Origin of the sequence: Pseudomonas sp. FeS53a (assembly GCF_000931385.1) — a bacterium.
Lineage (GTDB): Bacteria > Pseudomonadota > Gammaproteobacteria > Pseudomonadales > Pseudomonadaceae > Metapseudomonas > Metapseudomonas otitidis.
The window spans coordinates 1-566 of the sequence record NZ_JYFT01000012.1 but is presented as its reverse complement, the minus strand read 5'-3'; the positions used below and the strand labels follow the sequence as shown (position 1 = coordinate 566).

Here is a 566-nt window from a genome sequence, read left to right as displayed (position 1 = left end):
CGTCAGTATCCACGGCGAAATGGCGTTTGCGGCCGAACACCTTCTTGCCGGCGTCGTAGCCGCGCTCGCCGTCCGGCGCATCGCACTTGACCGATTGCGCATCGATAATGGCGCAGGTTGGACTGGGCTCGCGTCCGGCTTTTTCTCGGTCGGCCATGAYCAGAAGATGGTTGATCTGTTCGACGCGGCGGGCGTCGGCCAAAAGCCTCCAATAGTCGTAGCATATGCTTCCCGGCGGGAGGTCTTTCGGCATGGCGTCCCACGGAATACCGTACTTCTGAACATAGCGGATGCCGTTGACCACCTCGCGCAATGGATACTCGCGGGCACGACCAATCCCTTTCGCGACCGGCAACATAGGCTCCAGGATGCACCACTCTTCGTTGTTGATGTCGCTGGGATATCTTTGATGGCGACGATCGTATCTTTTTCGGTTGGCTTTGGTCCACATCGAGGCGCTCACGGTTGACAAATCAGTGCTCGCGCCATCTCTAACCCTTTCGATTCTCTACTGATACCCCCTTTCCCAACATACTCTTAGAAACCCAGTATGAGGCCCTATGGAC

At 57.0% G+C, this 566-nt stretch carries 1 protein-coding gene; it reads right to left on the bottom strand.

The window, feature by feature from the left end:
- The coding region (locus tag SZ55_RS04605; RefSeq protein WP_044402101.1) for an IS5/IS1182 family transposase at positions 1–451 on the bottom strand (451 nt) is incomplete at its 3' end.
- Between the last annotated feature and the right edge of the window lie 115 nt (positions 452–566).